Raw genomic sequence first — 26,549 nt, forward strand, 5'->3', positions numbered from 1 at the left:
GCGACGGCTCAGCGGCGCCGGTTGTGGTGCTTGCGACCGCCGCCGGCGGCCTTGCTGCCGGTCGCGGCGGGGCTGCCGGACGCGGCGGGACTGCCCGACGCGGCGGGACTGCCCGACGCGGCGGGACTGCCCGACGCGGCGGGGCTGCCCGACGCGGCGGGACTGCCCGACGCCGCCGGGTTGTCCGACGCGGCCGGGGCGGTGGTGGCGTTGCCCGCGGCCGTCGGGGTCATCGTGGCGATGAAGGCGCCGACGTTGTTGCCGTCGACGACGTTGCCGAGCGTGTTGAAGGCGTTCTTGGAGAGCTTCACGCAGACCGAGTTCGCGTCGACGCCGTTGTTGGCCGCGGCCTTGACGGCTACCCGGGGCACGGAGGCGGCGGGGTCGGTGGACACGGTGGCGCTGGGCTTGGCCTTGCTCTGGCCCGCGCTGGGCTTGCGCGTGTGGGTGCGATGTTTGCCGCCGCGCCCGCCGGTCGAGGCGGAAGCGGAAGCCGTCGCCGCCCCGGACGCCGGAGCGCTGGTGGCCGGATCGCCGGCCGCGGGCGCGCTGGTCGCCGGATCACCGGGCGCGGGTGCGCTGGCCGCCGGATCACCGGGCGCGGGTGCGCTGGCCGCCGGATCGGTGGTTGCCGGCGGGGTGGTCGCCGCCGCTGCGGTGATCGGGCCGCTCACGGTCACGTCGACCGCGCGGCCGGCGCTGGTCAGGTGCAGCGGGGTGCCGACGGCGAAGACATCGGACAGCGCCGAGTTCGCGTCGGCCGCCGCGGCGGCGTCCGCGACCACGATGCAGGTCACCGACGAGCTGCCGCCGCCCTGCGTGGCGGCCAGGCTGATGCCGGTGCCGGCCGCGAGCACGCCGACGGTCACCGACACCAGCACGGCCTTGCCGGGCAGTCGCCGGCCCGTGCCCGTTGCGCCGGGACGGCGGTACTTCCTTCTCATGGCCTCGAACCCCTCCCTCGGGGAAATCCTTTGCGCCCCGAATTACGGGCCGAGTTCGCACCTCAGTTCAATTTCCCTTTGAATTGACAAATACCTAAATGGTCGTACCACCGATGAGCATTTAGTTTCGACCATTGTCTTCTTTATCAAGATCCTTCCTGGGTACGCGCCACCGCCGCTGATCAGCCGAAACGGCCGCGCCCGGCGGGCGGTCGTGAGAACGTCGGACGACAGCCGTCTTTCGCCGGGAGAGCCCGGGAGAGCCCGGGAGGATTCGATGATCGCGGTACCGGCCGGCAGCACTCTCACGTTGCGCTGCCCGGGCGAACCAGACCTGGCCCTGATCGCGCTGGCCGAGGTACGGGCCGATTTCGTGGCCGAGCTTCCGCCGATCCCGGTGCTCGGCCTGGACGAACCGGGCACCCGGCGCACCGGCATCCTCGAGCTGGTCACCAGCGCCGGCGTGACGTGGATCGAGGCCGAGCTGCGCGGCGGCCGCCTCACCGTCGCCGGCGACCTGACCACCGACGTGGTGCAGCGCCGCGGTGCCGCGCGCAGGCCCGGCACGTACGCGGCGACCGGCACCGCCCAGGTCGACTCGGAGCCGGGCCGCCGCCTCGTGCGGGTGACCGGGCATGTCGAGGACGTCTCCACCGGGGGCCTGCTGCTGCGCGCCACCGCCGACAACGGCCCGCACCTGCCCGCCGGCATCGTGCGCACCCTGCTGCACGTCGGCATGCCCTGGGGCGACATGACCGCGGCCGTCACCACCGTCGAGCAGATCGCCGACCAGCTGCGCGGCACCTACGAGTGGCTCGACCCGGTCGACTCGGCCGCCCTGCGCGACTTCTGCGTTCCCCGCTGACGGCGGCCTCAGCAGGCCGCCGGCTTGCCTCGGCCGCGGAGGATGCGCAGTCCGTCGGCCGTACGGGAAAGGGTGTAGTCGATGGTCCAGCGGGTGCAGGTCTGGTTCGGGTTGCTCTTGGGGCCGTAGCCACGCTGCTGGTGGCTGCGGAAACTCACCCTGGCGGCGACGCTGTCGCCCCGATCGGAGACCGTTCCCAGGACGATGTCGTCGTCGCGGGTCGTGGCGATGTCGTGGCTGAACTGGGCGGCCTGGGCGGGATCGGCGGGATTCAGCTGGCCGGCGGGGTCGAAGACGGACAATGCGTCCTCCGCGCGCCCGTCGTTGATGCCGGAGAAGTACGTCTCGAACATGGTGGCGGCCTCGTCGGCGACCGGGCCGGGCTCCGAGATCGTGACCAGTCCGGTGAGGGCCGCCGTCGTGGGGTCGGTCGTCGCGGGGTCGGTCGCCGCAGGGTCGGTCGTCACAGGGTCGGTCGCCGCAGGGTCGGTCGTCACGGGGTCGGTCGCCGTGGGGACGGCCGCGGCCGTGGTCGCGGCGGTCAGCGGCCCGGTGGCCCGGCCCTGGTTCCCGTCTCCGCCGGACCGGAACGCGTAGGCCGCGACGCCGCCGCCGGCCAGCACCAGAGCCACGACGCCGGGGACAAGCAGACGGCGCACGGCGGACGGCACGGCGGACGGCAGGGCGGACGGCAGGGCGGACGGCAGGGCGGACGGCAGGGCGGTCGGGACCGAGGCCGCGGCCGGTGGGGCCATCGGCGGCGGAACGGTGAGCGGCGGCGGCGCAAAGGCCGGGCCCGCGCCGCCCGACGTCGCGGGACGAGTCGACATCCACCGAGGCTCATCGAGCGGAGCGGCCTCAGGTGGCGACGGATCGCGCCTCCTCTTGCAGGCCACGCAGACCTGCTCCGAAGGCTCGTTCATCGTGCCGCAAGGGGCGCACATCCAGCCGTTCATCGGTCCGGCGACTCCTGCGGGACGCCGTAGTCGATACCATCCAAAATCACCTCACACCCCCTTTCCCTGGCGTCAGCCTGACATCGGCGGCAGAGCCCGGCCACCGTTCAAATGGACAACCGATTCCGGCTGTTCTTGATCGATTGAATTGCTTCAGGCCCGAGTGCCACTGATACCGTCGAAGATCAGTAATGGCACGGTCGGATCGGACTCGGATGGTGGCTAAGCCCGCAACTCGTGACGTGGTCGTGCCGGTCGCGGCGGCCCGCCGCATCTGGCTGCACGCGCAGCGGCTTGACGTCGCCGAGCCGTTCGGCGGCGGCCCGGGCGCGGCCCTCGTCGCGATCGAGCACCTCGGCTACGTGCAGATCGACTCGATAAACGTGATCGAGCGGGCGCACCATCACATCCTGTGGACGCGGATCCCGGCGTACCGGCGATCGGATCTGCACCGGGCGCAGACCGTCGACAAGGCCGTCTTCGAGACCTGGACGCATGCGCTTTCCTACGTGCCGACCGGCGACTACAAGTACTTCACCCCCGCGATGCGCGACCGGCGCACCGGGCCCTGGCTGTCGTGGAACAAGGGCATCACGGCCGAGGACGTGCGCGCCGCGGTCAAGCGCATCCGCGACCACGGCCCGCTGAAGATCAGCGAGATCAAGGACGACGTGCTCGTGGCGAAGGACTGGGCCTGGGCGAGCCGTAAGCCCTCGAAACGCGCCCTGGACATCGCCTGCACCTGGGGCCTGGTCACGGTCAGCGAGCGCACCGGCATCATCAAGACGTACGAGCTGACCGAGCGCCATTTCGGGTGGGGCAAACCGCCGCGGGCGGCCACCGAGAAGCAGGTCACCGCGTACCGTCTCGATCGCGCCCTGCGCTCGCAGGGCCTGGTCAGCCTCGCCTCGGCCTGCCACAACGAGCCGAGGGCGAAGCCCGCCGTCCGCGAGCTCATCGAGGAGCGGGTACGCCGCGGCGAGCTCGTGCCGGTGACCATCGGCGACGCCACCCGGGCCGAGCACTGGGCCACCCCGGAGACGCTCGAGACGATTCCGGAGCCGGTCGGCGGCATCGTGCACCTGCTGTCCCCGTTCGACCCGCTGGTCATCCTGCGCAAGCGACTCGAGTTCTTCTTCGGCTACGCCCACGTCTTCGAGGCGTACGTACCGAAGGAAAAGCGCGTCTTCGGCTACTTCGCCCTGCCGGTGCTCGTGGACGACGAGATCGTCGCGGTCGTCGACCTGAAGGCCGACCGCGCCGCCGGCACCCTGCTGATCCGGCAATGGACCTGGGTCGGCACCGGCAACGACCGCACCCACCGGCACCGGATCGAGGACGCCCTCACCCGGTTCGAGCAGTTCCAGCTGAACGGAGCGTTCCATAGATGATCGTCGACCTCGCACTCGATGAGCTGGCCGAGTACCGCAGCACGCAGACCGCACCCGCCGACTTCGACGAGTTCTGGGCCGGGACCCTCGGCGAGGCGGCCTCGCACGACCTCGATGTGCGCCTGAACGAGGTGAAAACCGGTCTGGCCACGATCACGACCTACGACGTCACCTTCCGGGGCTTCGCCGGCCAGGACGTACGGGGATGGCTGCGGTTGCCGGTCGGCGCGGCCGGGCCGCTGCCCGCCGTCGTGCAGTACGTCGGGTACGGCGGCGGCCGCGGACATGCCCTGGAGAACCTGCTCTGGGCCTCGGCCGGCTTCGCCCACTTTCAGATGGACACGCGCGGACAAGGCTCCGGCTGGAGTCTCGGCGACACCCCGGACGACGCGGTGGCCTCCCCGCAGGTGCCGGGCGTCATGACGCGGGGCATCCTCGACCCGGCCGGCTACTACTACCGGCGGCTGTTCACCGACGCGGTCCGGGCCGTCGACGCCGCCCGCGCCCTCGACGTGGTCGACCCGGGCCGGGTCGCGGTGCTCGGCGGCAGTCAGGGCGGTGGCACCGCGCTCGCGGTCGCCGGCCTGCGCTCCGACCTGGCGGCGGCGGTCGCGTTCGTGCCGTTCCTGTGCGACTTCCCGCGCGCCCTGCGGGTCACCGAGTCGTTCCCGTACCGCGAGATCGTCGACTACCTGGCCGTGCACCGCTCCTCGGCCGATCGGGTGCGGCAGACGCTGGCGTACTTCGACGGCGTCAACTTCGCGGCCCGCGCGACGGCGCCCGCGCTCTTCTCGGCCGCGCTGCGCGACCTCGTCTGCCCGCCCTCGACCGTCTTCGGGGCCTTCCACGCGTACGGGGGACCGAAGGAGATCGAGGTCTGGGAGTTCAACGGCCACGAGGGCGGCGGGGTCCAGGACGAGGAACGGGCGCTCGGCTTTCTGCGCGGGCGGCTCGGCGTCGCGTGACGCCACACCTCATGCGGACCGGGTGCTGGTCTGCAGGCGGTACAGGCTGGTGGTGGCGGCGATGAACAGGGTGTCGCCGTCCGGGCCGCCGAAGCAGACGTTGGCGACCACCTCGGGGACCGGGATCTTGCCGAGGTGGCGGCCGTCGGGGGCGTACACCTGGACGGAGTCGGCGCTCGAGGTCCAGACGTTGCCGTGCTCGTCGACCCGGAAGCCGTCCGGCACGCCCGGGCTGACCTCGGCGAACAGCCGGCCGTTGGCGCATCCGCGGCCGTCGACGACGTCGTAGACCCGGATCCAGTGCTTGCCGTCCTCGTGGAGGGCGGCCGAGGTGTCCGCGACGTACAGCAGCGACTCGTCCGGGGAGAAGGCCAGCCCGTTCGGCTCCTCCATGTCGAGCACGACGGGGGTGAGGTCGCCGGTCGCGGGATCGAAGCGGAAGACGTAGCAGGCGCCGTACTCGAGCTCGCCGGGATAGCCTTCGGCCGGCTGCACGATCCCGTACGGCGGGTCGGTGAACCAGATCGCGCCGTCCGAGGCGACCACCACGTCGTTGGGCGAATTGAGGAGCGACGGGCCGTAGTGATCGACCAGCACCCGGCCGTCGCGCTCGATGGCCCGGCGGCCGTGTGAGCAGGTCACGATGCGGCCCTCCCGGTCGAACGTGCGCCCGTTGGTGAACTCCACGCCGGTGCGGTCGACGGTCACCCCGCCGGTGGCCGCGCTCCACCGCAGGATCCGGTTCCCGGGGATGTCCGACCAGATCACGGCGTCCTCCCCGGGCAGCCAGAGCGGGCCCTCGCTCCAGGTCGCACCCCCGCCCAGCCGTTCCACCGTCGCGCCGGGGCTCACCAAGTCAGCGATCTCCATGTTGTTGCCTCCCTCGAAGCTCAAGCGGCCCGCCACGCGTCGCGCAGGCGTACGCGGGCGCCGCTGCGCAGGACCGCGTTGCTGTAGATGCGCGACGCGAACCAGAGCAGCAGCGGGATGACCACGATCATGCCGGCCAGCGAGACGGCGGCCTGCCAGGCCGGGACGACGCCGAGCGCCAGCCGGACGGGCATCAGGGTCGGTGCGAAGACCGGTATCAGGGAGAGCAGGGCGACGAACCCGGAGTCGGGGTTGGACGGCAGGATCGAGATGCCGATGACGTAGCCCACGATCAGCAGCATCATCACCGGCGTGACGACCGCGGCGACCTCCTCCTGCCGGGAGACCAGCGAGGCGACCCCGGCGAAGGCGAGCGAGTACGCGGCGTACCCCAGCAGGAACCAGACGATCAGCCATGCGATGGTGCTGAACGCGGCGGTGATGTGCAGGTCGATCGCGTCGGTGGCGACGCCGGCGGCGACCCCGGACAGCGCGATCACCGCCACCTGTATCAGGCCGACCGCGCCGAGGCCGAGGACCTTGCCGACCATCAGCTGCCACGGGCGCACGGTGGCCAGGATGATCTCGACGACCCGGCTGGTCTTCTCCTCCACCACGCCCTGGGCGACGGCCTGCCCGTTGAGCAGCAGGGACATGTAGATCAGGACGCTGGTGAGGATGCCGAGGATCAGCTGCTGGCTGTTGCTGTTCTTCGGCGGCGTCAGCGGGGTGACGGTCACCGCGGCGGTGGCGATCGAGGCGGCGACCTTGGCCGGGTCGCCACCGAGCTCGGTGACCTGCTGGTCGAGCACGGTGCGCTGGGCCACGAGCTGCAGCACCGACTGGAGGCCGTCGTCGAGGTCGGTCTTGACGACGACCTGGATCGGCGAGGTGCCCGTGACCAGCAGGGCGTCGAGCTTGCCGTCCTCCACCTGCGCGCGCCCGGTGGCCTCGTCGACGGCGTGGGTGTGGAGGTCGACTTTGATCGCCGTGGCCGTCGACGTGACCGAGCCGGTCAGCGCCGCCGCGGCCGGGGTGATGCCGACCTCCTGGTAGGACGGGCCGCTGCCGACGAGCTTCGCGATCAGCGCGAGGCCGACGAGGATGAGGACGCTGACCACGGTCGCGACCCGGAAGGCCTTGGAGCGCAGGCGGGTGCCGATCTCACGGCCGGCGATCAGCCAGATCATGCTGGTTCTCCTTCGGCGGGGGCGCTGACGATGTGCCGGAACAGGTCGGTCAGGGAGGGGCGGCTGCGGGCGAACTCGTGCACCGGCCCGGTGGCGAGGGCGGCCCGCAGGACCGCCTGGTCGTCGGCGCCGTCGACCAGGGAGAGGCGGGTGCTCCCGTTCGACTGGCCGACCACGGTGACGCCGGGCAGGCCGGCCGCCCAGCCCGGCGGGGCGTCGGGCGCGGTGACGATCAGCTCCTCCGGTCCGCCGGCGCGCAGCTCGTCGACGGTCCCGGCGGCGACCATGCGGCCCTGCCGGACGATGCCGACCCGGTCGCAGAGGCGCTCGACCAGGTCGAGCTGGTGGCTGGAGAACATCACCGGCACGCCGGAACCGGCCTTGTTGCGCAGCACGCCGCTCATCACGTCGACGGCCACCGGGTCGAGGCCGGAGAACGGCTCGTCGAGGACCAGGATCTCGGGGTCGTGGACGAGGGCGGCGGCGAGCTGGACGCGCTGCTGGTTGCCGAGCGAAAGCTTGATCACGTCGTCGTCGCGGCGGCCTGCGACGGCCAGCCGCTCCAGCCAGACGTCGACCGAGGCGCGCGCGGCCGCCGCCGACATGCCGTGCAGGCGGGACAGGTAGACCAGCTGCTCGGCGACCTTCATCCGGGGGTAGAGCCCGCGCTCCTCGGGCATGTAGCCGATCTTCCGCCGGGTGTCGGGGCCGAGCGCGCGCCCGTCCCACCGGACGGCGCCGGCGTCGGCCGCGAGCACGCCGAGGACGATGCGCATCGCGGTGGTCTTGCCGGCTCCGTTGCTGCCGACGAGGCCGAAGATCTCGCCGGCGCGCACCTCGAAGGTGATGCCCTCCAGGGCGACGATCTCCCCGTAGCGCTTGCTGACTCCGTCTATCTCCAACTGGCGTGTCACAGAAAATGTGATATCACTTTGATAGGAGCCGGGCAACCCCGTGCCGGACGAGAGGGGACGACGATGGTCACCGAAACCACGCAGGAGCGCCGCGCCGACGGGGCTCCGGGCATACCGATCCTGCTCGGCGGAATCGTGGCGATCGTCCTGAGCGGCGTGCTGCTGAGCCGGGGCACCGACACCTCCGTCCTGATCGGCATCCTGCTCCTCGTCGTCACCGCCATCGTGCTCGTCGGGCTGACCCCGGTCGCGCCCGGCCAGGCCCGGGTCGTCCAGCTGCTCGGGCGGTACACCGGCAGCGTCCGCACGGCCGGCCTGCGCTGGGTCAACCCGTTCACGACCCGGCGCCGCGTCTCCACCCGGATCCGCAACCACCAGACCGAGGTCACCAAGGTCAACGACGCCGACGGCAACCCCATCGAGATCGCCGCCGTGGTCGTCTGGCAGGTCAGCGACACGGCGAAGGCGGTCTTCGAGGTCGACCAGTTCGAGCAGTTCGTCGCCATCCAGGCCGAGACGGCGGTGCGGCACATCGCCAACTCCTACCCGTACGACGCCCACGAGGCCGGCCAGACGTCGCTGCGCGACAGTGCCGACGAGATCACCCAGAAACTTGCCGAGGAGATCGGCGCCCGGGTTTCGCCGGCCGGTGTGACCATCGTCGAGGCCAGGCTTTCCCATCTGGCGTACGCGCCGGAGATCGCCCAGGCCATGCTGCGCCGCCAGCAGGCCAACGCCGTGGTCGCGGCCCGCCAGCGGATCGTCGAGGGCGCCGTCGGCATGGTCGACATGGCCCTCACCAAAATCTCCGAGCAGGCGATCGTCGAGCTCGACGAGGAGCGGAAGGCGGCCATGGTCTCCAACCTGCTCGTCGTGCTGTGCGCCGATCGCGACACTCAGCCCGTCGTCAACACCGGCACGCTGTACCACTGATCCGGCCGGCTATGGCAGAGCGCAAGAGCATCCTGCTGCGGCTGGACCCGGCCGTTCACGATGCGCTGGCCCGGTGGGCCGCCGCCGAGCTGCGCAGCACCAACGCGCAGATCGAGTACCTCCTCCGGCAGGCGCTGAAGGAGGAGGGCCGCCTTCCCGGCGACGCCAAGGGGATGCGCCGGCCCGGACGCCCCCGCCAGGACGAGACCCCGGAGTGACCCGGGTCACACGAGATTGAGCATCTCGGCCGGTCCCGCCGTCGTCTTGCTGGGTGTGGAGTCAGGTCTGGACGAGGGCGAGCTCGTGCGCCGCACGGCGGCCGGCGACCGGCGCGCGTTCGACGAGCTGTACCGGCGTACGTCGCCGTGGCTGCTCGCCCGCCTGCGCCGCCGCTGCGCCGACGACGACGTGGTGGCCGACGTGATGCAGGAGACCTACCTGGCCGTCTGGCGCGCCGCAGGCAGCTTCGCGTCGAGCACGTCGGGCGGCGCGGTCGGCTGGCTGTGGACCATCGCCGCCCACCGCCTCGTCGACGCCTTCCGCCGGCGGGCCCGGCAGAACGACGTGCCGGCCGTGCCGCTGACCGAGTCGGTCGCCCCCGCCGCCGAGGACGAGGTCATGTCCGGCCGGGTGGGCCAGGAACTCGAGCAGGCCCTGCTCGTGCTCCCGCCGGAGGCACGGCAGGTGCTGCGGGCGATGGTTCTCGACGGATTGTCGGTGCGGGAGACCTCGCTGCTGCTCGGCGTGCCGGAAAGCACCGTGAAGTCGCGGGCCCGGCGGGCCCGGATCGCATTGCGGGAGGCGCTGTCATGACCACCCATCCGAGCCCCGCGGTGATCGCCCGGTACGCCGACCCGGCGGCGGACCTCGACGAGGTCACGATGTGGTCGGTCGAGACGCATCTCGAGGACTGCGCGGACTGCCGGGCCCGGGTGGCCGGCGGTGCGCCCGGCGACAGCCGGGACCTGCTCGCCCGGATCGCGGCCGGCGTCGACCGCGGGATCGCGGCCGGACCGGCTCCGGCCCGCCGGCGCCGGCCGGTGACGCGCAACCGCCGGCTGGTCTGGCATCTCGTGCCGTGGCTGACGATGACGGTGACGGTTCTCGGGTGCGCGGTGCTGCTGCAGGGGCTGGAGCCACGCGTGCCGCTGGTGTCCCTGCTGGCCCCGGTGGCGCCGCTGCCCGGGGTGGCGATCGCGTGGAGCCGGCGGCACGATCCGGCCTGGGAGCTGATCGCCGGCACACCGGCGGCCGGGCTGGCGATGCTGTTGCGGCGCACGGCCGGGGTGCTGGTCGTGGTCGTGCCGGCGCTCGCGCTGGCCGGGTCCCGCACCGGGGTCTCCCTGGCCCTGACGCTGCTGCCCTGTCTGGCTTTCACGGCCGCGACCATCGCGCTGGGCGCCTTCGTCGGCGTGCGGCTCGCCGCCACCGTGCTCGGCACCGCGTGGGCGCTGGCGGTGGTGCTGCCGGCCGTCGTCACCACCCACCCGCCGGCGGTGCTTCAACCGGGCAGCTCCGGCGGGTGGGCGCTGCTCACGCTGGCGCTGGCCGGCCTCGCTGCGACGCGGGCCGGCAACTTCCGCCGGCTGTCCAGCCATAACTGAGGAGGATCTGTCATGCGTACGGTCAGCGCGGCCGAGACCGCACCCACCACCCATCCGTGGGCGGTCCACGCCGAACAGCTGCGGGTACGCGCCGGCCGGCACCTGGCCGTCGACGGGCTCGACCTCACCCTCGGCACCGGCGTGCACGGCCTTCTCGGGCCGAACGGCGCCGGCAAGACCACGCTGATGCGCGCGCTGGCGACGGTGGTGAAACCGGCCGGCGGCCGGCTGACCCTGCTCGGTGAGCGGGCCGGCGGGGGCGACCTGCGGCGGGTGCGCCGCGGGATCGGCTATCTCCCGCAGCAGTTCGGGTTCTATCCGCGGTTTACGGTGCGCGAGTTCGTCGAGTACATGGCCTGGCTGAAGGAGATGCCGAAGGCCGAGGTGGCGGAGGCGACGCAGCGCGCGATCGACCGGGTCGGCCTCACCGCCAAGGCCGGCGCGCGCATGCGGACGCTGTCCGGCGGCATGCTGCGCCGGGCCGGCATCGCCCAGGCGATCGTGAACGACCCGCCGGTGCTGCTGCTCGACGAGCCGACCGTCGGTCTCGACCCGGAGCAGCGCCTCGACTTCCGCGAGCTGCTGCGCGACCTCGGCGTCGACAGCTGCGTCCTGGTCTCCACCCACCTGGTCGAGGACGTGGTGGCCGCGTGCACCGACGTGGTCCTGATCAACGAGGGCCGGCTCGTGTACCAGGGCACCCCGGACGGTCTGGCCGCGCAGGGCGAGCCGGGCGACGCCGGCGACAGCCCGGCCGAGCGGGGCTATTCCGCGCTGCTGCGCCGGCACCGGGCGGAGGCCGGCCGATGAGGGCGCCGCGACCCCGCCGCCGGGCGGAGGCCGGCCGGTGAACCGCGTGCTCGGCATCGAGCTGCGCCGCTCGGCCGCGATCGGGTCGGCGCTGATCCTGCTGGTGACCGGCGTGGCGGTGCTGTTCTTCGCCAACCAGTCCGCGTTCACCACCGGCTGGATGCAGCTGGCCATGACCCAGCGGCTCTACCTGGCCGTGCTGTGGCCGCTGGCGCTGGCCGCCGGCGCCTGGCAGGCCCGCCGCGAGCACCGGTCGAACGTGGCCGAGCTGTTCGCGAGCACCCCACGCCCGCGGGCCCACCGGACGGTGCCCACGCTCGGCGCGATGGCCGTCGCGGTGGTCGCCGGATACCTGGCGATGGCCCTGGTCGGCGGCGCGTGGATCGCCGGTACGGCGCGCTACCTCCCGGCCGCCGTGTTCGTCGTCGCGGCCGTCGGCTGCCTGGCGCTGGTGGCGGCGGTCTGGCTCGGGCTGGCCCTCGGCCGCCTGCTGCCGTCGCCGGTGACCGCGCCGGCGCTCGGCATCGCCGGCCTCGGGCTGTTGCTGATCATTCCCGGTGCGACCCGTCCGCGCGGCTGGCTGGCCCTGGTCTTCTCGCCGATCTACGAGATGAACCTGCCCGGCGCCTACGCGACCGTGCCCGGCCGGGCCAGCGCCGCCCAGGCCGTGTGGCTGGCCGCTCTCGCCGTCGCCGCGGTGCTGCTGTTCGCGTCCGGCGGCTGGCGCCCGCGGGTGGCGGCAATTCTGCCGGTGGTGCTCGGGGCCTCGCTGGCGATCACGGCCATGCCCCGCCAGAACCGGCTCGTCATCGACGCGGTCGACCCGGTGGCGAGGGAGCTGGTGTGCGCCCGGGACGAGCCGCGGGTGTGCGTCAGCCGGGTCCATTCGGGGCTGCTCTCCGAGGTGACCCCGCCGGCCCGGGAGGGGCTGGCCGTGCTGGCGAAGCTGCCGCAGGGCCCGACCCGGGTGCACGAGGACACCACGACGTACCTGCCCACCGTCTACCCGCCCTGGCAGGAGGACGTCGTGCTGCTCACCGTCGAGGCCGGCTCGGACGCCCACCTCGGCGACCGGGACGCCGTGCTGGCACAGGTGGTTGCCGGGGCGTTCGCGAGCCCGCCCGACTGCGACCACTTCGCCGGGCCTGCGGAGCGACTCGCGGCCGCCTACCTGCTGATCGGGCGGGAGCCGGTGGCGGCCGGACCATACGACCCGGCGATCATCGCCGAGGCCGTGGAGCTCTGGCGTGCCCTGCGACAGCTGCCGGAGAGCGAGGTGACCGCCCGGCTGGTGGCCCTGCGCCGGGCCGCGCTGGCCTGCACGGTCGAGGACGGCATCATGTCCACGGGTACGCGATGAGGTGGCTCGCGCTGTACCTGCGCTCCCGGCGGGTCCCGATGGCGCTGGCCGCGAGCGGTGCCGGCGCCGCGCTGATGTGGTCGCTGTGGTCGGTGTTCTCCGATAGTCCGGACGTGGCTCCGCAGATGGTCGTCCTGACGGTTCTGCTGCTGGTCGCCGCGCTGACCGCCACCCTCGGGGGCCCCGACGACTCGCTCGAGCGCACTGCCGCGATCCCGTGGGCGCGGCGGCGGGCCGTACACCTGCTGGGAGCTTTTGTGGTTGTCCTGATTCTGATCCTGGCCACGCGGCCGACGGGGGCGCGCTTCGGCCCGGTCCTGCTGGTGGCGCGCGACGCGGCCGGGCTGCTGGGCGTGACCGCTCTCGGCGCGGCGACGATCGGGGTCGCGCGCGCGTGGTTCCTGCCGCTGGGCTGGACGCTGGCGGCGACCCTGTTTCCCCGGCCGGAACCGGTCGTCGCGCGGATCCTGACCTGGCAGGCGCAGCCACTCGGTGCCGCCGCGGCGGTGACGGCCGGCGTGCTGGCGCTGACCGGGCTCGTCGCGTACGCGCTGGCCGGGCCCGATCGATCGGATAGTTTTCTGGCGGGGGTTTGTCGAATCCGCGGGATCCGTTCGACGTAAAGGCGGAGGTGAGGTCTTCATGGCCCAATACGCGGTACTGATCTATGCCGGTGACTCCGCCCACGCGCCCGACGCGTCGGCCGAGGAACTCGAAACGCACACCGATCACGCGGACGACCTGGCCGAACGCGGCTCGATGGTGGCGGCGTACGCGCTGACCCCGCGGGACATGGCCACGTCGGTGCGCGGCGACACGATCACCGACGGCCCGTTCCTGGATTCCAAGGAGGTCGTGGCCGGCTTCTACGTGATCGAGGCGCCCGACCTCGACGCGGCCCTGGCGATCGCGCGGACCAACCCCGTCGTGCACCAGGGCGGCGGGGTCGAGGTCCGGCCGGTGCACAGCGGCGGACCCGTCGAGCGCCGGTGACCGTCGAGGCGGCGATCGTCGCCACGCACCGTCGCGAGTGGGCCCGCGTGCTCGCCGCGACGGTGCGTGTCACCCGGGACCTGGATCTCGCCGAGGAGTGCGTGCAGGAGGCGTACGCCGCGGCGCTGGAGATCTGGGCCCGCGACGGCATCCCCGGCAACCCGGCCGCCTGGCTCTCCACCGCCGCCCGGCGGCGCGCGATCGACGCGATCCGGCGGGACCGGGCGCTGCGCTCGCGGCTGCCGCTCCTGGTGATCTCCCCGGAGGAGCCGTCGGACGAGGACTCCCGGCCCGACGGCCGGCTCGACCTGATCTTCATGTGCTGCCATCCGGCGCTGGGCCGGGCGGCGCAGGTGGCGCTCACGCTCCGGCTCGTGTGCGGGGTCCCGGTCGCGGACATCGCGCGGGCGTTCCTGGTGTCGGAGCCGACCATGGCCGCGCGGATCACCCGGGCGAAGAAGAAGATCGCCACCGCGCGGATCCCGTACCGGATGCCCGGCCCGGCCGAGCTGCCCGAGCGGCTGCCGGGCGTGCTGGCCGTGATCTATCTGCTGTTCACCACCGGGCACACCGCTCCCTCGGGCGGTTCGCTGGTGCGCGCCGACCTGGTCGACCGGGCGATGCAGCTGGCCCGGATGCTGCGTGAGCTCATGCCCGGCGAGACCGAGATCGGCGGGTTGCACGCGCTGCTGCTGGTGAGCACGGCGCGGCAGGAGACCCGGGTCGACGAGGACGGCCGGCTCCTGCGGCTGAAGGACCAGGACCGGTCGCGGTGGGACCGTGCGGCGCTGGCCGAGGCCCACGACATCATCGTCGCCGCGCTGCCGGCCGGACCGCCGGGGCGGCTTCTCCTGCAGGCGGCGATCGCGTCCCTGTACGCGGAGGCGCCGTCGTACGAGGAGACGGACTGGCCGCAGATCCTGACGCTCTACGACCGGCTGCTGCCGGTGTGGCCCTCCCCGGTCGTCCGGCTGAACCGGACCGTGCCGCTGGCGATGGTGGCCGGCCCGGCGGCGGCGCTGGCCGAGGTCGAGGAGCTGGAGCGGGACGACCGCCTGGCCGGCTACCAGTACCTGCCGGCGATCAAGGCCGACCTGCTGAGCCGGCTCGGCCGGGCCGGCGAGGCGGCCGCCGCCTATCGGCAGGCCTTCACGCTGGCCTCGAACGAGGCCGAGCGCGCCTTCCTCGCCGGCCAGCTGGCCGACCTCACCCCGGTCGAGGGCCCGTCACAGCGTGCGTAGGGCCTCCGTCGGTGAGAGGCGGGCGGCGCGCAGCGCGGGATACAGCCCCGCGACTCCCCCGATCAGCGCCGCCGCGGCCAGTCCGGCTCCCAGCGCGTACGCCGGGACCAGTGTCTGCCACCCACGCGCGGCCGCCATCGCGTAGGTGACCGCCGTGCCCAGGACGACCCCGGTCACGCCGCCGGCCGCGCCCAGCAGGAGGGACTCGACCAGGAACTGGGCGCCGACGTGCCCGCGGGTGGCGCCCAGGGCCCGCCGCAGCCCGATTTCGCCGCGCCTCTCCAGGACCGAGATGACCAGTACGTTCGCGATGCCGATGCCGCCGACGAGCAGGGCCACGCCGCCCAGGCCCAGCAGCAGCACCGTGGTGCCACCGGTCACGGCCAGCCTCGCGGTCAAGGCCTCGGACGGGCGGCTCACCGCGACCTCCTCCGGGTGTTCCGGGTCGGCCGCGCGGGCCAGCATGCTCGCCACCTCCGCGGTGCGCTCGGTCTGGGCGCGTACGAAAATGCGGGTGGGGTTGCCTTGATAGCCGAAATCCTGGGTGGCCATCGGCGCGCCGATGAGGGCGGCTGTGTCCAGCTCGGGCGCCAGATCCACCGGCGCCAGCACGCCGACCACGGTGTACCAGCGATCGCCGACATAGACGCGCGGACGGTCGCCGACGTCGCCGATGCCCAGGATCGTGGCGGCGTAGTGGCCGAGGACGACGGCCGGATAGCGGATCAGCGCCGCGTCCAGGAACCGGCCGTGCGCCAGCGTGCCGTCGAGCGTCGCCAGCAGCGCCGGGTCGGTGACGCGCACGGACAGGCCCCCGGTGCGCCCGCTCGGAATCCGGTCGCTTCGATAGACCTGGACCGGCAGGGTCGCGGTCGCCGCGGCGGAAACCACTCCTTGTGTACGCGCCACCGCCGGCCCCGCCGTCTGCGGCAACTCGGCCTCCGTGCCGCGCAGAGTCTTGCCGTTGGCCACGGTCAGGAGGTTGGTGCCGACCCGGTCGATCTGGGCGAGCACGTCGGCCTGGCTGGACCGGGTCACGCCGAGCACCGCGACCATGGCCGCGATCCCGATGGCGACGCCGAGCACGGAGAGCGCGGCGCGGCCGGGCCGGGACCGCAGGCCCACGGTGCTGACCGGCAGCAGGTCGGCCAGGCGCAGGCGGGACCTCATGCCGCCTCCCCGACGACCAGGCCGTCACGGAGCTCGACGCGGCGGCGCATGGCCCCGGCCACCCGCTCGTCGTGCGTGATCACGACGATGGTGACCCCGTCCGCGTTGAGCTCGTGCAGGAGCGCGACCACGCCCTGCCCAGAGACCGAGTCCAGGTTGCCGGTCGGCTCGTCGGCCAGCACCACGGCGGGCCGGCCGACCAGGGCGCGGGCGATCGCGACCCGCTGCCGCTCGCCGCCGGACAGGTGCGCGGCGAGGAAGCCGGCGCGATGGGCAAGGCCGACCCGCTCCAGCGCCTCCCCCGCGGCCCGCCGGCGCTCGGCGCCCGGCACGCCCCGGTAGAGCAGGCCGGTCGCCACGTTCTCCGTCGCGCTGAGCCGGTCCAGCAGCATGAACTGCTGGAAGACCACGCCGAGCCGGTGCGCGCGGACGCCGGACAGCTGCCGGTCCCGCAGCTTTTCGACGGCGTGGCCGGTGATGCGCACCGAGCCCGCGGACGGGCGGTCCAGGCCGGCGGCGAGATTGAGCAGCGTGGTCTTGCCGGAGCCGGACGGCCCGACGACGGCGACCAGCTCGCCCTCCTCGACCGCCAGGTTGATGCCGCGCAGGGACTCCACCGGCGGGGTGCCGGGATAGACCTTGCGCACGTCGACGAGTTCCAGGACGGCACTCATGCGGCCGGCACCTCCACGGACTGGCCCTCGGTGAGGCCGCTGACGATCTCCACCTGGCCGGTGTTCTGGTCGAACTTGCCCGGCTGGACCGGGACCAGGCCGCCGCCGGCCAGCCGCACCTGGTAACCGCCGCCCGGGCGGGCGAGGAGGGCGGCGATCGGGGCGAGCAGCACGTTGGCATGGGTGCCGGTGGTGACGTCGACCGTCACCGGGGCCTGGTCCAGGGTGAAACCGTGGGGCAGGCTGAGCGTGATGGTGACCGGGATGGTCGCCGCGTCCGGGCCCGACTGCTGGTCGGGCGAGTCGGCGGCGGGCGCGGTCGCCACCTGGCCGATCGTGGCGACCCGCCCCGGGACCGGGTCGGAATCGGGCAGCGCGACCTCGACCCGGTCGCCGGCATGCAGGCTGCCGGCCTGGGAGGTGTCGACCTGGGCCACGACTGCCCGGTTCGGCGACGTCCCGGTGAGCACGGTCGCTCCGGGCGCGACCGCTCCGCCGATGCGGGTCTGTGCCGCGGTGACCCGCAGCGGCGAGGGCAGGAACACGACCTGGCCCTGGGTGAGCCGGCCGGTCCGCTGGTACGACGGACGCCCCCAGGAGGCCTCCCAGCGCCGGATCGCCGCGGCGGTGGCGGCGCTGAAGTGCCGGTCCACGGTGATCCGGTGGTGCGGGTCGAGACCTAGGGCGACCAGGTTGGTCTCGAGCTGGCGCACGTCGGGGCCGTCGGTCATCCCGTACCCGAAATCTCGATAGACCGGGACGGCACCCAGCAGAAGACGGACGGGGATGTCGGAGACGCGGTAGAGGACGCCGCCGCGGCCGATCACCGTGCCGGCGGCCGGGGCCGCGGTGAGCACGCCGGGCTCGCCCAGGTGGTCGACCGCGTACGAGCCGGTGTACTGGAGGGTGCCGCTGAGCTGCGCGCTCTGGGTGAGCGTGCCGCGGGACACGGTGGCGGTTCCGGTGGCGACCTCGGCCGACGGCGGATCGGAGGCTCGCGGCTTGTCGCGGGCGGCATAGGCGACCCCGGCGACCAGCGGCGCGGTCACCGCGATCGCGAGCACGGTCACCGCACCGCGCCGCCGACTCACTTCTTGCCCCCGCTCTTCTCGTTGCTGCCGCCGGTGATCTTGACGTCCCCGCTCCAGACGCTCCGGCACGCCTGGTCGATCTGGTCGTTCATCTGCTTGGACATGCCGCGCTCGACCGAGGTGCCGGCCACGTCGAACTCGCCGGCCTGGTTGGGGTCGGGGAAGTCGGGGACACCGTGCGCCCGGACGCATTTCGCGTACTCGGCGAGCTTGCGCAGGTCGTCGGCCGTGAGCTGCTGCTTGGGGCGGAACGCGTTCGGCGGGTACCGGTCCTCGATCGGCTGGCACGCTTCGATGATCGACTTGTGGGTACTGAGATCGGACTTCCAGTTGTAGTTGCCCGCGGGCGGGAACTGGAGGTAGCCGTCCTGGGTGAGCTGGGCGTCGGGCATCCGGGTCAGACCGTGGGTACGCAGGCACTGGACCCACTCCTGGCCGAGGGCGAGCAGCTGCTGGCGGCCGGCGGCGGCGGAGGCCGACGGGTTGGGCGAGCCGGCACCGCCGCCACCGCTGCACCCGGCGACGACGAGTGCGGTGAGAAGCACTGTGGACGCAATCTTTTTCATGCACTGACCGTCGCGGTCGCGGCGGCCGAACTCGTCAGACCGCGGTCGGTTGTTCGGGCGCGACCGGCACCTGCGATGTAGTACCTGAGTCTGACGCCATCGGCGCCCCTGCTTCCTACGATGGGCGCATGTCCCGGATCGCGCCGCGCCACCTGCTGACCGACGCCGCTCTGGCGCTGGCGATGCTGGTGGTGACCCTGACGCCGGGGCTGCTGTCGGCCGCGCTGAACCCGCACAAACCGGGCGATCCGACCCCCTTCCTGACCGCGGCCGGCGTCACCGCGGCCTCCGGCTGGTGGCTGTTCTCCGGTCTCGTGCTCGCCGGGCTGGTGCTCCGGCGGCAGTGGCCGGTCCCCGCGCTGTCGCTGGTCGCCGCGGGCACGGTCGGTCACCTGGCGATCCAGACCAAATTCCAGCTGCTCGACCTGGCCCTGCCGCTGGCGCTCTACACGGTGGCGGCGACCGCGCGGCGCCGGCGGGCCGCTCTCGTCGTGCTGGCGCTGACCATGACCCTGACCTACCTCGGGATGCTCGCCGGCCGGGTGAGTATCCAGGATCAGCAGAACGCTGCGATGGCCGCGAAACAGGCGCAGCTCAAGGCCCTGGCGGGGAAGGATCCCGGCGCCAAGATCGTGTCGCCGACCTCGGCGATCTCGGTCGACATCCTCGTCGACACCAGCCAGTCGGTGCTCGAGATGTGGCTGCTGTCGGTCGCGGCGTTCGCGATCGGCGACGGCATCCGCAGCCGCCGCGCGCACCTGGCCGCCGTCGAGCAGCGCAACGCCGACCTGGCCCGGGAGGAACGGCAGCGGGCGGCCCTGGCGGTCGCCGCCGAGCGCACCCGCATCACCCGCGAGCTGCACGACGTGGTCGCGCACGGCATGTCGGTGATGGTGGTGCAGGCCCAGGGCGCGCAGGCGGCACTGGAACGACACCCCGACCGAGCCGCCGACGCGCTGCGGCACGTGATCGACGTCGGCCGCTCGTCTCTGGCCGAGATGCGCCGCCTGCTGGCCGCCGGCCGCGCCGACGCCGACGACGCCGCCCGGCTGACTCCGCTGCCCGGCATCGGCGCCGTGCCGTCCCTGGTCGACGACCTGCGCCTGGCCGGCATGCCGATCGACCTGATGATCGAGGGCGTCCCCGACGCGGTTCCGGCCGCGGTCGACCTTTCCTCCTACCGCATAGTCCAGGAGGCCCTGACCAACACCCTGAAGCACGCGGGCCCGGGCGCGAGAGCGCGCGTCCTGCTCGATTTCCACCCCGATCGCGTACGCGTCGAGGTCGCCGACGACGGCCGGGGCGCGGCCGCCGGCGAGGACGGCCACGGCAACGGCCTGCGCGGCATCGCCGAACGCGTGGCGATGCTCGGCGGCGACCTGGAAACCGGCCGCGGCGACGACGGCTCCGGCTTCCGCCTGACGGCCACCCTGCCCCTCTCGGCCGACCTGGTGAAACCGTGACCGTGCGGGTGGTGCTGGTCGACGACCAGACCCTGGTCCGCACCGGCTTCAAGCTGGTCCTCGACGAGACCGGCGACATCGAGGTCGTGGGCGAGGCCGCCGACGGCGCCCAGGCGCTGGACGTGGTCGCCCGCACCCGCCCCGACGTGGTCCTGATGGACGTGCGCATGCCCGGCCTGAACGGCATCGAGGCGACCCGGCGCATCCGCTCGGGCCCGCATCCCGCCAAAGTCATCATCCTGACCACCTTCGACCTGGACGAGTACGTCCTGGCCGGCCTGCGTGCCGGCGCCAGCGGCTTCCTGCTCAAGGACGCCCTGGCCGCCGACCTGGTCTCCGCCGTACGAGTGGTGGTGGCCGGCGAGGCCGTGGCGGCCCCCAGCGTGACCCGCCGCCTGTTCGCGCACTACCTGGGCCGCACACCCGCGCCGCCCTCGGCGGACGAACGGCTGGCCGCGCTGACCGGCCGCGAACGCCAAATACTGACGCTGATCACCCGGGGCTTGTCCAACGCCGAGATCGCCGTGGCCCTGACCCTGGCCGAAAGCACGGTGAAGACCCACTTGAGCCGGATACTCGCCAAGCTGGACCTGCGAGACCGCGTCCAGGCCGTGATCCTGGGCTACGAGTGCGGCCTGGCCACCACCGACCACTGACCCACCGAGCGGCCGACACGAAACGTGAGTGTCCCGCGCGTTGTCTGCGGCAACGTAGTGCGCCGGACGGCACGACTACGTGGCTGATTCGGCACCGTTCGAAGACCATTCGTCGGCCAAGAGTCCCATTAGCAGCTCGTCGGCGAAAGCGCCGGTCACCCATGCGGAACGACGTATCACACCCTCGCGCTTGAATCCATTCTTTGTCGCTGACGCAATCATCGCGGCGTTGTCGCTGAGGGTTTCGATCTGCAACCTTTGCAGTCCGAGAACCACGAAGCCGTAGTGACACAGCACCCGGACCACGTCAGCACCCAACCCGCGGCCGCGGAACGCCGGCCTCAACGAAATGCCCAGGTGAGCCTTCCTGTTGTGAAGATCGATCCCCCAGAGCAGCGCCTCACCCGCAAGATTTTCGGGATCAAGCTCGATTACGGAGAAACAAGCGGCATCGTCCGTAGGCTCGGCGATACGGTAGGGCGACGCCGACGAGTCCGGCGATAATGGCCGCCACGCGCGCGAGTCGGCCCTTGAACGGGTCACGACATCGTCGTAAAGCTCAGCCTGCAGAATCTCGATGTCAGTCGTGTACCGGGCCCGCAGCCCAACCTTGCTTCCACGCAGCATGCCAGATTCCTACCTCAGGCCTCACTGTTGCTCAACCGAGTTGCCGTGCGTGTCGCGACCTCGGCCCTACCGGGTCTGGCCGCGCACCACGAGCGCCCAGCAGAGGAAGCCGAAGGCCGTGGTGCTGGCGATCGTGCGGACCAGGTTACAGGCGGACCAGCGCGCCTCGTTGAAATGCTCGCGAGCCGCTGCGAGGTCGGCGATCCGGTCGGGGTCGCCGGCGGCCTTGAGCGCGTCGTTGAGCGGCACGTTGATCGCCATGGTGATGATGACGACCGCCAGATACAGGACGAACGCGGCGATGATCCACGGCTTGCCGGGGTTGAGGAACGCCGCGGCTGCCGTCAACACCAGCGCCCCTAAGAAGCTGGTCATGAACCAGGGATTGATGATCGCCCGGTCCATGGCCTGGAACGCCCCGATGAACGTGCGGTCGTCGGTGTGCGCCAAGCCTCGCATGATCGTGTGCTGGTAGAGCCCGAACACTCCGGCCGCCAGCCCGGTGGTCATGGTTGCCGCTATCAGCGTTGCCACCCGCAGTACCACTATGTGCCTCACAGTCCTGGTCGGAACAACCTCGTACGACCAGTCAACCGGTGCGACTCCCGTCAGGCCATCGTCGAGGATCTACGCCGCATGCGCGAGGATCTCACCGCGAGCGAGCGGTCCAGCTCGCCGAGGCGGGCGAACCCGCGGGCACCATTTGCTCTGCTTACCCATACGCGCAGATGATCACCGGCCCATACCCCGAACCGCCATGCGCGGACGGGCGGGACGGCGCGTATTGGTAAGCAGAGCAAAGGACGCGGCAACGAAATATCCTCGGCGGGCAGGCGGCGCGTCCGTTCATCGGTACGCGGGGCGGCGAAATACGGCTGCCGCCGTTCGAACGCTGGGCTACGGTGCTGCGATGCAGGCGGATCAGGCTCGGCGGGCGACACAGGCCGCCATCTCGAGCGCCTCATCGCTCGGGCTGACCGCCGAAGACGCCGCGGTCCTGCATAACTCGGACAAGCTCACCCTGCGTCTGCGGCCCTGCGACGTGCTGGCCCGGGTGGCGCCGGCGGCGCGCCAGTGCGCCCAGTTCGAAGTGGACGTTGCTCAGCGGCTGGCCGCGGTCGGCAGCCCGGTGGCCGCGCTGGAAACGCCCGAGGTCTTCGTGCGGGGCGACTACGTCGTCACCCTGTGGGCCTACTACGAACCGGTGACTACGCAAGCGATCCCCGACGCCGACTACGCGGGCGCGCTCGAACGTCTGCACGCGGGAATGCGCCGGGTCGAGCTGCCCACCCCGCACTTCACCGACCGGGTTGCCGAGGCCCAGACGCTCGTGGCCGACCACGCCCGAACGCCGCGGCTGGCCGACGCGGACCGGGTCTTCCTCGCCGCCACGCTGGACCGCACCCGCCGAGCGGTCAGCCAGAGCGGCCGGCCCGAGCAGCTCCTGCACGGCGAACCTCATCCGGGCAACCTGCTCTCGACCCGGACCGGCCCACTTTTCGTCGACTTCGAGACGTGCTGCCGGGGGCCGATCGAATTCGACCTGGCCCACGCACCCGACCAGGTCGCCGATCACTACCCGGGCGTCGATCACCGGCTGCTCCGCGATTGCCGGACCCTCATGCTGGCGATGATCACAATGTGGCGCTGGGATCGCGACGACCAATTCCCCGACGGCCACCGGCTCGGCATCGAGTGGCTGAGCGACCTACGGAAGACAACCTGACCATCAGGATTTCGGCGTGCGCTTTGTCGCTTTCGGTTTGAGCGTCTTCGCGTAGTCGAAACTGAGCCGGAAGTACGGTGCGAGTTCGTCAGTCTTCACGAGGAGCGCGGCCGGCACCGTGACGTACTCCTTCTGCACGATCCCATGCGCGTGGTACAGCGTCGTCCCGTATTTCGCGAGGAATTCTTCCCGCACATTTGCGGGCAGACGCAGTCCGACGCCGTTCTCGCCGAGATACGAGTACATGTTGCCGTTCATTGAGGTATAAGGCGTCTTCGCGCCCTTCAGCTGGGCCTCGTCGATCGTCGCGACAAGATCCGCGTATCGCTCCTTCGCCTCTTCGAAGTCCATGCGCCAACTCAAGCACGACTTGCGAGCCCGGCGCTCAGGCGAGCGGATAGTCGACGTAGGCGAATTGGCTGCCGTCCGGGGACCAGCTGTTGACGTTGATGGTGCCCTGGCCGCCGGGCAGCTCGGCGACCGTTCGCGGCGCGTCCCAGGCGTCGCCGTCGACCAGGCACAGCTGGACGATCCGGTCGGCTGGGTGGCCCTGCGTGCCGGGCGGGTAGCTCAGATAGACCGCCCGGGACCCGACCGGGGCGAAATGCGGGAACCAGTTGACCCGCTCGTCGCCGGTGAGCTGCTCCGGCGGACCACCGCCGGGACGGATCCGGGCGATCTGCGCCTGGCCCGTGAACACCTCGGTGTTGAAGTAGATCCAGTCGCCGGCCGGCGTGTACTCGGGCCCGTCGTCGCGCCCGCCGGGCGCCGTGAGCCGGGTCGAGGGCCCGCCGTCGCGGCCGATCGTGAAGAGGGCCGCGGACTCCCACCGCCCCGGCTCGATCCCGACGTAGGCCAAGGTCGCGCCGTCCGGGCTGACGCCGTGCAGGAAGTGCAGGCGGTCCTCGTGGGTCACCTTGCGCACCGCGCCCCCGCCCAGCGACGCCTCGTAGATGTGCCCGTCGTCGGCGGAGAGGTAGATGGTGTCGCCGCCGGGCGCGAGCACGTGGTCGTTGTTCAGCTCCGGGACGTTGAGCGGGATCCGCGACGGCGGGGCCGAGCCGTCGGCCGGCAGGCTCCACAGCAGTCCGTCGCCGTTGAGGATCAGCGCGCCCTCCGCGGCCCAGTTCGGCGCCTCGAACAACACCGTCGAGCTGGTGTGCACCAGCGTCGAGGCGCCGGTGCTCACGTCGTACGTCCAAATCCGGCCGACCTGGCCGGCGCCGAGACGGCGAGCGTTACCCATCACGCGGCCGGCCCCGTCGAAATTCGCTCCCGCACCATGCGAGCGATCCTATTCAGCGGAGCCGGTCGAGCAATTCCTCGTCGGGCACGAGCGGGGCGAGGCCGGGATCGTCGGGCAGCTCGATGCTCGTGCGCAGGCGGATGTCGCGGGACGAGGCGCCCACCTCGAGGACGAACTCGCCGCCCTCGAGACGCCAGGCCCCACCGCGGTCGGTGGCGACATCCCAGTACGCGAAGTCGCGGCTGCCGAGCTCGAAGGTGACCCGCGCGCTCGAACCCGGCTCGAGGGCGACCTTCTCGAAGCCGCGCAGCTCGCGCACCGGCCGCCGGACCGCGGCGTCGGGGTCGCCGACGTAGAGCTGGACGACCTCGCTCCCGGCCCGGGCGCCCGTGTTCGTCACGGTGCACGAGACGCGTACGGCATCGGTGGTCTGCACGACGAGGTCCGAGTACTCGAACGTCGTGTACGAGAGCCCGTGGCCGAACGGGTACCGCACCGCGCGGCGAAGGGCGTCGTACCAGCGGTACCCGATGAACACCCCTTCCCCGTAGACCACGGTCCCGCGCTCCCCCGACCACGTCACGTAGCTGGGAGTGTCCTCGAGCGCCAGCGGGAACGTCTCGGCGACCTTGCCCGAGGGGTTGACCCGGCCCAGCAGGACGTCGACGACGGCGCCGGCGCCCGCCTGCCCGGGCAGCCAGGCCTCGACGATCGCGTCCACCCGGTCGTGCCACGGATCCATGGTCACGGCCGCGCCGTTGGAGAGCACCACGACCAGCGCGGCGCCGGTCCGTTCGCGCAGCGAGGCCAGCCGGTCGATGAGCGCGACCTGATCGGCGGGCAGCGCGAGGGTCGTACGGTCGTCCGCCTCCTGCTCGAAGGCGAGGGGAAGCCCGGCGAAGACGACGATCGTCTCGGCGTTCTCCGCGACCGCCACCGCCTCGTCGATGAGCCGGACGGCGCGGGCCGAGAGCGGCCCGGCGGCGACCCGCTCGGCCGCCGCGGCCAGGCGCAGAGCCTCCGCGAGCGCGGCGGAACGGCGGGCCGGCCCGCGACCGTCGTCGACGAACGTGGCGTCGTGCGCGGCGAGGTAGGCGGCGATGTCGTCCTGGTAGGCGTTCAGCGGAGTGTGGACGTAGCCCGGTGCGTAGACGGCATCGCCGAGGAAGTCGAGAGGGTTGTCGACGCGGGTCGGATCGACCCCGGACGAGCCACCACCCTGGATCCGGGCATTGGCCGCGAACGCGCCGATGACCGCGACCCGGCCGTCGTCGCGAAGCGGCAGCACGCCGCCCTCGTTACGCAGCAGCGTCACGCAACCGGCGGCCGCCTCGCGGGCCAGCGCGTGGTGCTCGTCGGCGCGCAGGAGCGCCAGCTGCTCCGGGGAGAGCCGATCGCCGGGAGCCACGCCGAGGTCCATGACCGGCCCGTTGACGAGCCCGGCGCCGGGGAAAGCCCGCTCGACCAGCCGCAGAACCCGCCGCGCCGCCGCGTCCACGACACTCTCGTCGAGCTCGCCCGAGCGTACGGCGGCCACGATCTCGGCGTCCGTCTTGCCGGCGGTGCCGGGCATCTCGAGGTCGAGCCCGGCCGCCAGCGCCCGCACCCGGTGGTGGACCGCGTTCCAGTCGGAGACGACCAGCCCGTCGTAGCCCCACTCGTCCCGCAGCACCTCGGTGAGCAGCCACCGGTTCTCCGAGGCGTGCACACCGCGCAGCCGGTTGTACGAGCACATGACGGTCCACGGGTCGGCGGTCGTCACGACCCGCTCGAACGCGGCGAGGTAGATCTCGCGCAGCGTCCGGTCGTCGGCCTCGACCGAGATCCGGGTCCGCTCGATCTCCTGGTTGTTCGCGGCGAAGTGCTTGAGCGACGCGCCCACCCCGGTCGACTGCACCCCTTGCACGTACGCGACGCCGAGCTCGCCGGAGAGCAGCGGATCCTCGGAGAAGTACTCGAAGTTCCGCCCGCACAGCGGCGAGCGCTTCATGTTCACGCCCGGCCCGAGCACGACCTGGACGCCCTCGGCCCGCGCCTCCTCGCCGATCGCGGCCGCCACCCGCCGGACGAGGTCGCGGTCCCAGGAGGCGCCCATCGCCGACGCGGTCGGGAAGCCGGTGGCCGGCACCCACACCATGTCGACGCCGGTCTCCTTGCGCAGCCCGTGCGGGCCGTCGCCGACCTCGATCGCGGGGAGCCCCAGGCGCTCGACCGCCTCGGTGTACCAGTCGTCGTGCCCGGAGAGCAGGGACGCCTTCTCCTCCAGGGTGAGGGCGGCGACGTCGATCATCGAG

29 protein-coding genes are annotated in these 26,549 nt (G+C 72.3%); 15 read left to right on the top strand and 14 right to left on the bottom strand.

Annotated features, from left to right (window positions below):
- Positions 1-8: 8 nt before the first annotated feature.
- A complete protein-coding gene (locus tag A3CQ_RS0113995) occupies positions 9-944 on the bottom strand; it encodes a hypothetical protein (protein WP_026205681.1) in 936 nt (311 codons plus the stop codon).
- Positions 945-1,221: 277 nt separating this feature from the next.
- Between A3CQ_RS0113995 and A3CQ_RS0114000 the strand changes: the two genes are divergently transcribed.
- Positions 1,222-1,809 (top strand): hypothetical protein, encoded by a 588-nt coding sequence (locus A3CQ_RS0114000; RefSeq protein ID WP_020511565.1) that lies wholly within the window; start codon positions 1,222-1,224, stop codon positions 1,807-1,809.
- An 8-nt stretch (positions 1,810-1,817) separates the two neighbouring features.
- Here A3CQ_RS0114000 and A3CQ_RS0114005 read toward each other — a convergent pair whose 3' ends face one another.
- Complete coding sequence (locus tag A3CQ_RS0114005) at positions 1,818-2,639, bottom strand: hypothetical protein (RefSeq protein WP_026205682.1); 822 nt, start codon at positions 2,637-2,639, stop codon at positions 1,818-1,820.
- A 368-nt stretch (positions 2,640-3,007) separates the two neighbouring features.
- Between A3CQ_RS0114005 and A3CQ_RS0114010 the strand changes: the two genes are divergently transcribed.
- The gene (locus A3CQ_RS0114010) at positions 3,008-4,156 is read left to right on the top strand and encodes a winged helix-turn-helix domain-containing protein (RefSeq protein WP_020511566.1); all 1,149 of its coding nucleotides are present in this window, start codon (positions 3,008-3,010) and stop codon (positions 4,154-4,156) included.
- The gene (locus A3CQ_RS0114015; protein ID WP_020511567.1) at positions 4,153-5,121 is read left to right on the top strand and encodes an acetylxylan esterase; all 969 of its coding nucleotides are present in this window, start codon (positions 4,153-4,155) and stop codon (positions 5,119-5,121) included. The genes A3CQ_RS0114010 and A3CQ_RS0114015 overlap by 4 nt, the downstream gene beginning before the upstream one ends.
- A gap of 9 nt (positions 5,122-5,130) precedes the next feature.
- On the opposite strand, the gene A3CQ_RS0114020 is transcribed toward A3CQ_RS0114015, so the two are convergent.
- Genes A3CQ_RS0114020 through A3CQ_RS0114030 form a run of 3 tightly spaced genes read right to left on the bottom strand, consistent with a single transcriptional unit; the run spans position 5,131 to position 8,095 of the window.
- On the bottom strand, positions 5,131-5,991 hold the full coding sequence (locus A3CQ_RS0114020) for an SMP-30/gluconolactonase/LRE family protein (RefSeq protein ID WP_040432397.1): 861 nt from the start codon (positions 5,989-5,991) through the stop codon (positions 5,131-5,133).
- A gap of 20 nt (positions 5,992-6,011) precedes the next feature.
- Positions 6,012-7,181 carry an ABC transporter permease gene (locus A3CQ_RS0114025; protein ID WP_020511569.1) on the bottom strand — a complete coding sequence of 390 codons (1,170 nt, stop codon included), beginning with the start codon at positions 7,179-7,181 and terminating at the stop codon, positions 6,012-6,014.
- Positions 7,178-8,095, bottom strand: a complete 918-nt coding sequence (locus A3CQ_RS0114030) for an ABC transporter ATP-binding protein (protein ID WP_169516274.1) — start codon at positions 8,093-8,095, stop codon at positions 7,178-7,180. The genes A3CQ_RS0114025 and A3CQ_RS0114030 overlap by 4 nt, the downstream gene beginning before the upstream one ends.
- Positions 8,096-8,158: 63 nt before the next feature.
- Here A3CQ_RS0114030 and A3CQ_RS0114035 point away from each other — a divergent pair, with 63 nt between their 5' ends.
- From A3CQ_RS0114035 to A3CQ_RS52760, 9 genes are read left to right on the top strand one after another with little or no spacing between them, the layout of a single operon-like run.
- Entirely contained in the window at positions 8,159-9,028 is an 870-nt protein-coding gene (locus A3CQ_RS0114035; protein ID WP_020511571.1) for an SPFH domain-containing protein, read from the top strand.
- A gap of 11 nt (positions 9,029-9,039) precedes the next feature.
- Positions 9,040-9,246 (top strand): type II toxin-antitoxin system antitoxin, encoded by a 207-nt coding sequence (locus A3CQ_RS0114040; protein WP_020511572.1) that lies wholly within the window; start codon positions 9,040-9,042, stop codon positions 9,244-9,246.
- Positions 9,247-9,301: 55 nt separating this feature from the next.
- A complete protein-coding gene (locus A3CQ_RS0114045; protein WP_040432398.1) occupies positions 9,302-9,841 on the top strand; it encodes an RNA polymerase sigma factor in 540 nt (179 codons plus the stop codon).
- On the top strand, positions 9,838-10,632 hold the full coding sequence (locus A3CQ_RS0114050) for a cupin domain-containing protein (RefSeq protein WP_020511574.1): 795 nt from the start codon (positions 9,838-9,840) through the stop codon (positions 10,630-10,632). The genes A3CQ_RS0114045 and A3CQ_RS0114050 overlap by 4 nt, the downstream gene beginning before the upstream one ends.
- Positions 10,633-10,644: 12 nt before the next feature.
- Complete coding sequence (locus A3CQ_RS0114055; protein ID WP_020511575.1) at positions 10,645-11,442, top strand: ATP-binding cassette domain-containing protein; 798 nt, start codon at positions 10,645-10,647, stop codon at positions 11,440-11,442.
- Between the two features lie 37 nt (positions 11,443-11,479).
- Positions 11,480-12,802, top strand: a complete 1,323-nt coding sequence (locus A3CQ_RS0114060) for an ABC transporter permease (RefSeq protein ID WP_026205685.1) — start codon at positions 11,480-11,482, stop codon at positions 12,800-12,802.
- Positions 12,799-13,425: a hypothetical protein gene (locus A3CQ_RS52755; RefSeq protein WP_020511577.1), complete on the top strand. Its 627-nt coding sequence runs from the start codon at positions 12,799-12,801 to the stop codon at positions 13,423-13,425. Before A3CQ_RS0114060 ends, A3CQ_RS52755 begins: the two co-directional genes overlap by 4 nt.
- A gap of 19 nt (positions 13,426-13,444) precedes the next feature.
- Positions 13,445-13,795, top strand: coding sequence for a YciI family protein (locus tag A3CQ_RS0114070; protein WP_020511578.1), 351 nt, complete (start codon positions 13,445-13,447; stop codon positions 13,793-13,795).
- A 47-nt stretch (positions 13,796-13,842) separates the two neighbouring features.
- Positions 13,843-15,036, top strand: coding sequence for an RNA polymerase sigma factor (locus A3CQ_RS52760; RefSeq protein WP_211216586.1), 1,194 nt, complete (start codon positions 13,843-13,845; stop codon positions 15,034-15,036).
- Here A3CQ_RS52760 and A3CQ_RS0114080 read toward each other — a convergent pair.
- Genes A3CQ_RS0114080 through A3CQ_RS60740 form a run of 4 tightly spaced genes read right to left on the bottom strand, consistent with a single transcriptional unit; the run spans position 15,022 to position 18,537 of the window.
- On the bottom strand, positions 15,022-16,206 hold the full coding sequence (locus A3CQ_RS0114080; protein ID WP_020511580.1) for an ABC transporter permease: 1,185 nt from the start codon (positions 16,204-16,206) through the stop codon (positions 15,022-15,024). The two genes, A3CQ_RS52760 and A3CQ_RS0114080, sit on opposite strands and share 15 nt — an antisense overlap.
- Positions 16,203-16,880 carry an ABC transporter ATP-binding protein gene (locus A3CQ_RS0114085; RefSeq protein WP_020511581.1) on the bottom strand — a complete coding sequence of 226 codons (678 nt, stop codon included), beginning with the start codon at positions 16,878-16,880 and terminating at the stop codon, positions 16,203-16,205. Before A3CQ_RS0114085 ends, A3CQ_RS0114080 begins: the two co-directional genes overlap by 4 nt.
- Positions 16,877-17,971, bottom strand: a complete 1,095-nt coding sequence (locus tag A3CQ_RS52765) for a biotin/lipoyl attachment domain-containing protein (protein WP_157295829.1) — start codon at positions 17,969-17,971, stop codon at positions 16,877-16,879. The genes A3CQ_RS0114085 and A3CQ_RS52765 overlap by 4 nt, the downstream gene beginning before the upstream one ends.
- On the bottom strand, positions 17,968-18,537 hold the full coding sequence (locus tag A3CQ_RS60740; protein ID WP_157295831.1) for a hypothetical protein: 570 nt from the start codon (positions 18,535-18,537) through the stop codon (positions 17,968-17,970). The genes A3CQ_RS52765 and A3CQ_RS60740 overlap by 4 nt, the downstream gene beginning before the upstream one ends.
- Positions 18,538-18,665: 128 nt before the next feature.
- Between A3CQ_RS60740 and A3CQ_RS0114100 the strand changes: the two genes are divergently transcribed.
- Positions 18,666-20,000 carry a sensor histidine kinase gene (locus A3CQ_RS0114100; protein ID WP_020511584.1) on the top strand — a complete coding sequence of 445 codons (1,335 nt, stop codon included), beginning with the start codon at positions 18,666-18,668 and terminating at the stop codon, positions 19,998-20,000.
- Positions 19,997-20,656 (top strand): response regulator, encoded by a 660-nt coding sequence (locus A3CQ_RS0114105; RefSeq protein WP_020511585.1) that lies wholly within the window; start codon positions 19,997-19,999, stop codon positions 20,654-20,656. Before A3CQ_RS0114100 ends, A3CQ_RS0114105 begins: the two co-directional genes overlap by 4 nt.
- 75 nt (positions 20,657-20,731) lie before the next feature.
- On the opposite strand, the gene A3CQ_RS0114110 is transcribed toward A3CQ_RS0114105, so the two are convergent.
- The gene (locus tag A3CQ_RS0114110; RefSeq protein ID WP_020511586.1) at positions 20,732-21,283 is read right to left on the bottom strand and encodes a GNAT family N-acetyltransferase; all 552 of its coding nucleotides are present in this window, start codon (positions 21,281-21,283) and stop codon (positions 20,732-20,734) included.
- Positions 21,284-21,349: 66 nt separating this feature from the next.
- Positions 21,350-21,793 carry an anthrone oxygenase family protein gene (locus A3CQ_RS0114115; RefSeq protein WP_020511587.1) on the bottom strand — a complete coding sequence of 148 codons (444 nt, stop codon included), beginning with the start codon at positions 21,791-21,793 and terminating at the stop codon, positions 21,350-21,352.
- Positions 21,794-22,193: 400 nt separating this feature from the next.
- Here A3CQ_RS0114115 and A3CQ_RS0114120 point away from each other — a divergent pair, with 400 nt between their 5' ends.
- On the top strand, positions 22,194-23,009 hold the full coding sequence (locus tag A3CQ_RS0114120; protein WP_020511588.1) for a phosphotransferase family protein: 816 nt from the start codon (positions 22,194-22,196) through the stop codon (positions 23,007-23,009).
- A gap of 3 nt (positions 23,010-23,012) precedes the next feature.
- Here A3CQ_RS0114120 and A3CQ_RS0114125 read toward each other — a convergent pair whose 3' ends face one another.
- Genes A3CQ_RS0114125 through A3CQ_RS0114135 form a run of 3 tightly spaced genes read right to left on the bottom strand, consistent with a single transcriptional unit; the run spans position 23,013 to position 26,545 of the window.
- On the bottom strand, positions 23,013-23,360 hold the full coding sequence (locus A3CQ_RS0114125; RefSeq protein WP_020511589.1) for a hypothetical protein: 348 nt from the start codon (positions 23,358-23,360) through the stop codon (positions 23,013-23,015).
- Positions 23,361-23,394: 34 nt separating this feature from the next.
- Positions 23,395-24,255 carry a TolB family protein gene (locus tag A3CQ_RS0114130; protein WP_020511590.1) on the bottom strand — a complete coding sequence of 287 codons (861 nt, stop codon included), beginning with the start codon at positions 24,253-24,255 and terminating at the stop codon, positions 23,395-23,397.
- Between the two features lie 52 nt (positions 24,256-24,307).
- Positions 24,308-26,545, bottom strand: a complete 2,238-nt coding sequence (locus A3CQ_RS0114135) for a beta-glucosidase family protein (RefSeq protein ID WP_020511591.1) — start codon at positions 26,543-26,545, stop codon at positions 24,308-24,310.
- Between the last annotated feature and the right edge of the window lie 4 nt (positions 26,546-26,549).

The organism is Paractinoplanes globisporus DSM 43857 (assembly GCF_000379645.1).
GTDB classification, from domain to species: domain Bacteria; phylum Actinomycetota; class Actinomycetes; order Mycobacteriales; family Micromonosporaceae; genus Actinoplanes; species Actinoplanes globisporus.